This is a genomic window from Caulobacter sp. CCG-8 (assembly GCF_037402475.1).
In the GTDB taxonomy this organism is placed as follows: domain Bacteria; phylum Pseudomonadota; class Alphaproteobacteria; order Caulobacterales; family Caulobacteraceae; genus Caulobacter.
The window spans coordinates 126,125-133,219 of sequence record NZ_JBBEUD010000016.1 but is presented as its reverse complement, the minus strand read 5'-3'; the positions used below and the strand labels follow the sequence as shown (position 1 = coordinate 133,219).

Annotated in this window: 7 protein-coding genes; 1 reads left to right on the top strand and 6 read right to left on the bottom strand. The window is 72.8% G+C overall.

Annotation, left to right across the window (positions count from 1 at the left end; genetic code table 11):
• A partial coding sequence (locus WAE60_RS16650) for a winged helix-turn-helix domain-containing protein (protein ID WP_337687583.1) occupies positions 1–504 on the bottom strand: 504 nt, incomplete at its 3' end.
• Positions 501–815 carry a hypothetical protein gene (locus WAE60_RS16645; protein ID WP_337687582.1) on the bottom strand — a complete coding sequence of 105 codons (315 nt, stop codon included), beginning with the start codon at positions 813–815 and terminating at the stop codon, positions 501–503. The genes WAE60_RS16650 and WAE60_RS16645, both read right to left, overlap by 4 nt.
• On the opposite strand from WAE60_RS16645, the gene WAE60_RS16640 reads away from it, so the two are divergent.
• Positions 792–3,818, top strand: a complete 3,027-nt coding sequence (locus WAE60_RS16640; protein ID WP_337687581.1) for a TonB-dependent receptor — start codon at positions 792–794, stop codon at positions 3,816–3,818. The two genes, WAE60_RS16645 and WAE60_RS16640, sit on opposite strands and share 24 nt — an antisense overlap.
• Before the next feature lie 3 nt (positions 3,819–3,821).
• On the opposite strand, the gene WAE60_RS16635 is transcribed toward WAE60_RS16640, so the two are convergent.
• Genes WAE60_RS16635 through WAE60_RS16620 form a run of 4 tightly spaced genes read right to left on the bottom strand, consistent with a single transcriptional unit; the run spans position 3,822 to position 7,091 of the window.
• On the bottom strand, positions 3,822–4,796 hold the full coding sequence (locus WAE60_RS16635) for a FecR domain-containing protein (RefSeq protein WP_337687580.1): 975 nt from the start codon (positions 4,794–4,796) through the stop codon (positions 3,822–3,824).
• Between the two features lie 22 nt (positions 4,797–4,818).
• Positions 4,819–5,361, bottom strand: coding sequence for an RNA polymerase sigma factor (locus tag WAE60_RS16630; RefSeq protein WP_337687579.1), 543 nt, complete (start codon positions 5,359–5,361; stop codon positions 4,819–4,821).
• 53 nt (positions 5,362–5,414) lie between these two features.
• A complete protein-coding gene (locus tag WAE60_RS16625; RefSeq protein ID WP_337687578.1) occupies positions 5,415–6,260 on the bottom strand; it encodes an oxidoreductase in 846 nt (281 codons plus the stop codon).
• A 54-nt stretch (positions 6,261–6,314) separates the two neighbouring features.
• A complete protein-coding gene (locus WAE60_RS16620) occupies positions 6,315–7,091 on the bottom strand; it encodes an alpha/beta hydrolase (protein ID WP_029915834.1) in 777 nt (258 codons plus the stop codon).
• Positions 7,092–7,095: the final 4 nt, after the last annotated feature.

Sequence of the window (7,095 nt, the reverse complement as noted above, 5' to 3'; positions counted from 1 at the left end):
GGGGGGGGGGGGGGGGGGGCGGGGGGGGGGGGGGGGCGGGGGGGGGGGGGGGGGGGGGGGGGGCTCCGGGGGGGGGGGGGGGGGGGGGGGGGGGGGGGGGGGGGGCGCGGCCGCCCCCCCCCCCCCCCCGCCGCCGACGAAGGCGTAGCCGACGCTCACCTGGGTGGCGATCAGGCGGACGCCTTCGCGCCCGTCGTCAAGGATCCGGCGGAGCCTGGCCATGTGGAACCGAAGCGCGGAGTCCTCGACGATCGCGTCGGGCCAGACCCGCTGGAGCAGCTCCCGTTTGGGCACCACGCGACCGCGTTGTTCGACCAGCGCCAGCAGCAGGTCGAACGTGCGCCCGCCGATCTCGACGGGCGCGCCGTCCCGGGTGAGCAGACGTTTTGCGGGATCGACGGCGAAGTGGTCGAAGCACAGCTGATCCAGCTCCCGACCCTGGTCCCCTGGCGGGGCACGGAAGGGACGGACGTCCGCCCGCAAGGCGCCGGCCGCCCCATTCACGAGCGATCGTCCGCTGTCGGACGGCGCCGGAAGCGTCGGGCCGCCACGGCGCGCGGGCCGTGCTTGCGGTCGAGCGTGAGCGTGGCATAAGCCTGCGCTTCGGTTGGCGGGCGCGAGGCGCGGATGGTGACGGTGGTGGCTTGGCGCATTCGTTCGCTCTCCGCGATCGGCACCAGGAACGCAGCCTTCGTCCAATCCCGTACGGCGCGGCGGAAACTTTCTTGAAGCGCTCCGGTCTTGGGTTGCGCCGGCGACGGGCGGCGGGCGTCCTGGCTCTTGTCCTGGCGATGGGTCAGGCGAGCGCGAGCCATGCCGCCGACGCCATCGCGCTGGACATGCCGGCGCAGTCGCTTTCCCTCACGCTGAAGCGGGTGGCGCGCGCCGGGTCGGCGGAGCTGGCCTTCGACCGCGCCGTGACCGACAAGCTCCGCGCGCCCGGGCTGAAGGGCCGATACACGGTCGACCAGGCGCTGGCGGCCGCCCTGGCTTCGACGGGCCTGGGCGTCCAGCGGACCAGCGACGGCGCCTATGTGATCAAGCCGATGGCGGGTCCGCCGCCGGCCCGGCCGCCGGTGGACGCCGGCGACGGGGCGGTGTCCGAGATCCTGGTCCTGGGCCGGCGCAACCTGAATACGGGCATCCGCCGCACCCGCGACGACATCCAGCCCTACGACGTGGCGTTGGAGGAGGCGATCCGCCGCGCGGGCGACCTGGACGTCGAGGGCTTCATCCGCCGGACCATGCCGGCCGACGCCCAGGCCGGCGCGCTGACCCAGTCGCCGGCCGCCAATTCCGCCTCGGCCCGGTCGCGGATCGACCTGCTGGGCCTGGGCGGCGGCCAGACCCTGGTGCTGGTCGACGGCCGCCGCCTGCCCAGCGCGCCCGAAGCCGTGGGCGCCAGCGCCGGTTTCATCCAGGCCGACGTCAACGGGATCCCGCTGGCCGCCGTCGAGCGCATCGAGGTGCTGACCGCCGCGGCCGGCGCCCTCTACGGCCCTGGGGCGACCGGGGGCGTGGTCAACATCGTCCTCAAGCGCGATTACCAGGGCGCCGAGGTGAAACTGGCCCAGGGAGGCACCGAACACGGCGGGGGGCTGGCCTCCCGTCTGGACGCGGCGATCGGCCGGACCTCCAGCGACGGCCGGGGCGGGCTGTCGGTGCGGATCGCCCTGGGCCGGGACCAGGGGCTGGACGTGGGCGAGCGGCTGTTCGGCGAGCGGGCCCTGACCTCGAACGGCGCGGACTTCATCAAGGGCGGCGTGCCCAAGGCCTATGTGCCGGTGGGACTGGGCGTCAACGTGGTCAGCAGCGGCGGCCAACTCACCCTGAAGCCGGCCTATGGCGGCCAGGCGCTGGGATCGACCTTCACCACCTTCTCGACCGCCGGCTTCACCGCCGCCGAGGCCGTCGCCAACGCGGGCCGGCTCGACCTGGACCTTCCCGATGACGCCTTCGGCGAGAAGCAGAGCCTGATGACCGAAACCTACCGGCGGTCGCTGGTGGTCAGCGGGCGCCAGGAAGCCGGGATCTTCGAGGGTTTCTTCGACTACCTGTTCCTCGACAATCGTGGCCGCGCGACGGTCCCGGCCGGCGACACGGTGCTGACGATGTCGGCCAGCTCGCCGCTCAATCCGTTCGAGCAGTCGGTCTATGTGTCGCGATCCGTCCCGTGGGAGGGGATCGTCCGCAACCGCAGCGCCACCCAGAAGCTCGACGCGGGGCTCATCGCGCGTCTGCCGCGCGGCTGGATGGCCGAGGCGGACGCCGGCTGGAGCCGGTCGCAGGTGCGGGTCGCCAACGACGCCCGGGGCGCCACCGTCTATGCCGGAACGTCCACCGCGGTCAGTTCGGGCTTGGTCGGGCCGAGCCTGTCGCCGTTCGACCCCGAGGACCTGTTCCTGGAGACCTATAGCGCCTATCGACTGGCGGGCGGCTCGCTGCTGAAGCTCAGCGACACGCTGGAGGATCTCAACCTGCGCGCCTCGGGGCCGCTGTGGCGCCTGCCGGGCGGTCCCTTGACCATGACGCTGTCGGCCGAGGCCGCGCGCGAGCGGGCGCCGGGCGGTCAAAGCTTCAGCTACGATCGCAACACCGGCCTGCCAAAGACCGTCCAGGGCAACCGGCTGGGCCTGACGACGCGGTCGGCCGCCGCCGAATGGCGCGCGCCCCTGACGACGAGCGACGCCTGGGGGCCCTTCAAGGACCTGGAACTGCAAGCCGCCCTGCGCGCGGACGACTACCGGATGACCGCGCCCCGCTCGGACCTGACTCTCGACTCGGGCGGGATCGCCACCTTGAGCCAGGTGGCCATCGAGAACCTGGTCGTGGCCAAGATGGTGGGCGTGAAGACCTTCGTGACCGACGGCGTCATGCTGCGCGCCAGCTACAGCGAAGGCCATCTGCCGCCGCGCTCGGACCAGGTCCAGCCGACGGTCCTGTCGTTGAACGGGACCGGCTATCCCAAGCTGGACCCCAAGCGCGATGGCCAGCCGCTGGCCGTGACCGCGCCGATGCAGCTGGTCCAGGCCGGCTCGCCCGATCTCGACCCGGAGCTGGCCCGCACCTTCAGCCTGGGCGTGGTGATCAAGCCGCGATGGCTGGACGGGGCGCGGCTGTCGATCGACTACCAGCGCACCGAGAAGACGCGGGAGATCACTGAAGTCGACGCCGACTCCATCGGCTACATCCTGGCGCACGAGGCGCTGTATCCGTCCCGGGTGGTGCGCGCGCCCCTGACCGACGCCGATCGGGCCAAGGGCTACACGGTCGGCGCCGTCACCTATCTGGACGCCACCATGATGAACGTCGGCCGCTCGATCGCCGAGACGGTGGACGTCAGCGGCGAGTACCGCCGCCGGCTCGCGGGCGGCGAGGCCAGCGCCTATCTGCGCGGCGTCTGGCAGCCCAGCTATCGTCGCCAGGTGCATCTCGACGGTCCCTGGACCGAGACCGCCGGCTACAGCGACGGCCCCCTGCGTGTCCGGGCCTTCGCCGGCGGGCAATGGACGGGCGAGGCCCTGACCGTGGGCCTCAACGCCCGGTACTACGCCAGCTACGCGGTGGCCGATTCCGGCCTCCAGCCCCTCTACATCACCCAGTACCTGGCGCGGCTGAAGGGCGGGCGAATCCCGTCCCAGGTCTATCTGGACGCCTTCGCGGCCTGGTCGGTCGGCGAGAAGACCGAGGTCCAGCTGACCGTCCGCAACCTGGCCGACGCGACCCCGCCCTTCGCCTTCACCGCGGCCATGGGTTACAGCCCCTATGGCGACGCCGACGGCCGGGCCTTCGAGATCAGCCTGACGCGCCGGTTCTGACGACTACGGGGCCGGGCGGATCTCCAGCGTCTCGCCCACCCGGACCGCGCGGACCGGCAACAGCATCGACACGGTGCGCAGGAACCGCTCGGGCTCGCCCAGCTTGAACCGGCCGCTGACCTTCAGCGCCCCGACGCTGGGATCGGCGATCACCATCTTGCGACCGCCGTGGCGGTTCATCTCGGCGACCGCGTCGGACAGCGGGGTGTCGGAGAACTCGACGAAGCCGTCGCGCCAGGCCAGGACCGCGTTCACGTCCACCGTCTGCAGCTGGGCGGGGCGGCCGTCGCGCAGCATCAGGCGCTCGCCCGGCTTCAGCTCGTGCTCGGGCGGGCCGCCGTGCGCGCCGACCGCGACGCTGCCCTGCGCCAGGGTCACAGACATCATGCCGGGCATGACCCGCACGCCGAACGCGGTGCCGCGATCGACGATGGTCTGGTCGCGCGCGTCGACCGCGAAGGGGCGCGTCGTGTCGCGCGCCACCTGGATATAGACTTGGCCGCTCTCCACCCGCAGGCGGCGGACCTTATCGTCGAAGGCGACGTCGACGCGGGTGGCGCTGTCCATGTCCAGCCGGGTGCCGTCCGCCAGGGTGACGGCGCGCCGTTCCCCCGCCAGGGTGGCCAGCTGGGTCGTCGGCGTCGAGGTCGCGACCTGGGCGCCGGAAGGCCCGCGCCCCGGCCAGTAGCGCCAGCCGACGCCCGCGCCCAGCAGCACCGCCACGACGACGCAGGCGGCGGCCAGCGCCTTGGGCCATACGGGGGGACGGGCGGCCAGGGCGCTGGCGCGCAGGGCCTCGGCCAGGGGATCGTCGCGCAGGTCGTCGGCCGCGCGGGCCCAAAGGGCCTGGGCGCGCGCCCAGGCCGCCGCATGGGCCTCGGACTCGGCCAGCCAAGCCAGGAAGGCCGGATCGGCGGCGGTCGCCGGATCGGCGTCGTGGCGCGCCAGCCAGAAGGCGGCGGCGTCCTTCGGCGTCATTCCTGAAGGGAGCGTCGGGCGGCTAGGCGTCATGGTTTTCCTCTCCGAGCGAGAGAAGATGCTTGGCGGCCCGCTGCATGTGCTTTTCGACCGCGCTCAGCGACAGTCCCAGGCGGCGGGCGATCTCGGGATGGCTCAGGCCTTCCAGGCGGCGCAGGACGAAGATCGTCCGCGTCCGCTCGGGCAGGGCCATGATCGCGCGGGTGGTCGAGCGCAGGGCCTCGCGGGCCAGGACGGTCTGTTCGGGCGAGACGTCGGCCTGGCTATGGAGGTCGGGTTCGAACGACACGTGGGCGGCGCTCATGCGCACGCGGCGGCGTCGGAGCCGATCCTTCAGGACGCTGGCGGCGGTCGCGAAGACATAGCCCTCGAACCGGTCCAGGTCCTGGCTGTCGCCGCGCCGGACGATGCGCAGGAACACCTCCTGCACCAGGTCGTCGACTTCGTTGGCGTCCGGCAGGCGGCGCTGGAAATAGCGGGTCAGCGCGCCCCTCAGCGCGCGGGAGCGGGCGGCCAGGTCCGTCTCGCCGTCCTTGCCAGAGGTGTCGTCCCATCCCGCGCGCATGCGGGCGGCATCATGGAGCAATTCGGTCCAGGCCGTCCATCGCGGAGCCCGCTTCACGACGCCGGGCCGGGATCGTCGAAGTCGGTCGAGGCGCTGAGCGGTCCCCAGCGCTCCAGTTCGGCCAGACGGCGCTGGTCGGCGGCGTTGATCGCGGCGACGGCGTCGCTGCCCAGCGGCAGGCGCAGCGGCGGCTCGTCCATGGCGGCGACGGCCAGTAGGACCTGGGCGGCGCGCTTGGGATCGCCCGGCTGCCGGCCGTCGTACTGGGCCTGCCGCCGCGCGGCCGCGCCGACCACGGCGTCGTACTCCGGACGTCCGGCGTTCAAGGTCGTGGAGGCGCCCGCGAAGTCGGTGCGGAAGCCGCCGGGTTCGACGATGGTGACCTTGACCCCGACCAGGGCCATCTCCTGGGCCAGCACCTCGGAGAAGCCCTCGACCGCCCACTTGGCGGCCGAATAGGCCGCGCGGCCCGGCGCGCCCAGGCGTCCGCCCACCGAGGAGAGCTGGATGAAGTGTCCCGAACGCTGCTCGCGCATCACGGGGATGGCGGCCTTGGTCACGATGATCGCGCCGAACAGGTTGGCGTCGATCTGTTTGCGGAAGTCCTCCAGCGCGGTGTCCTCCACCGAGCCGATGTCGCCGTAGCCGGCGTTGTTGACCACCACGTCCAGGCCGCCGAAGGTCTCGACCGCCAGGGCCACGGCGCGTGCCGCGGCTTGCGGGTCGGTGACGTCGAGCGTGGCCGTGCGCACCGCGTCGCCATACTGGTCGACCAGGTCCGCCAGGGCGCGGGGATCGCGGGCGGTGGCGACGACGCGGAGGCCAGCGGCCAGGGCGGCCTCGGCCAGGGCCCGGCCCAGGCCGCGCGAGGAACCGGTGATGAGCCATCTCTGAGACATGTCTTCTCCTCCAGGACGTCGGTGGTTCCGGCGCGACCCGGCGCGCGGGATCGGTCAGTTCGTGGCGGCGGTCTCGATCAGCTTGGAGACCTCGTGGGGGTGCGAGATCATCACCACGTGCGAGGCGCCGGGGATGGCGACCACCTGCTTGGCGTGGGCGCGCTCCGCCATCCACTTCATGGCGGCGGGCGGGATGTTGCGGTCGGCTTCGCCATAGACCCACCAGGACGGCAGGGTCTTCCAGGCGGTGGCGACGGACTTCTCGGCCCCGGCCGCGTCGGTCAGCGGGCGCTGGGCCACGGCCATCAGCCGGGCCTGCGCCAGCGGCACGTCGGCGGCGAACTGGGCGGGGAACTTGTCCTGCTGGATGTAGAGGTCATGCGCGCCGCCGGGCAGGTCGACGGGCTTGTCCAGGGTGGGCGGCAGGGTGCTGCCCGGGAACTTGCCGGTCAGGTCGAAGATGCTCTCGCCGACCTCGGGCGCGAAGGCGGCGACATAGACCAGCGCCTTGACGTTCGAGGCCCCGTCGGCGGCGGCCGAGATCACCGTGCCGCCGTACGAGTGGCCGACCAGGATGACCGGGCCGGGAATGGAATTGATCACCGTGCGGACGGCGGCGGCGTCGCTGGCCACGCCGCGCAGCGGGTTGGCGGCGGCCACCACGTGATAGCCGTCGCGGGTCAGGTCGGCGACCACGCCGTTCCAGCTGCTGCTGTCGGCGAAAGCGCCGTGCACCAGCACGACGGTCGGCTTGGCCGGGGTCTGGGCCTGGGCGGCGGCCAGGCCGGTCAGGCTGAAGGCCAGGGCCAGGGCGAGGGTCTTCTTGGTCATCGGA

Excerpts from the sequence above, each read along its gene's own strand:
- WAE60_RS16625 (WP_337687578.1), bottom strand. The coding sequence starts at position 6,260 with ATGTCTCAGAGATGGCTCATCACCGGTTCCTCGCGCGGCCTGGGCCGG.
- WAE60_RS16630 (WP_337687579.1), bottom strand. The coding sequence starts at position 5,361 with ATGCGCGCGGGATGGGACGACACCTCTGGCAAGGACGGCGAGACGGAC.
- WAE60_RS16645 (WP_337687582.1), bottom strand. The coding sequence starts at position 815 with ATGGCTCGCGCTCGCCTGACCCATCGCCAGGACAAGAGCCAGGACGCC.
- WAE60_RS16635 (WP_337687580.1), bottom strand. The coding sequence starts at position 4,796 with ATGACGCCGAAGGACGCCGCCGCCTTCTGGCTGGCGCGCCACGACGCC.
- WAE60_RS16620 (WP_029915834.1), bottom strand. The coding sequence starts at position 7,091 with ATGACCAAGAAGACCCTCGCCCTGGCCCTGGCCTTCAGCCTGACCGGC.
- WAE60_RS16640 (WP_337687581.1), top strand. The coding sequence starts at position 792 with ATGGGTCAGGCGAGCGCGAGCCATGCCGCCGACGCCATCGCGCTGGAC.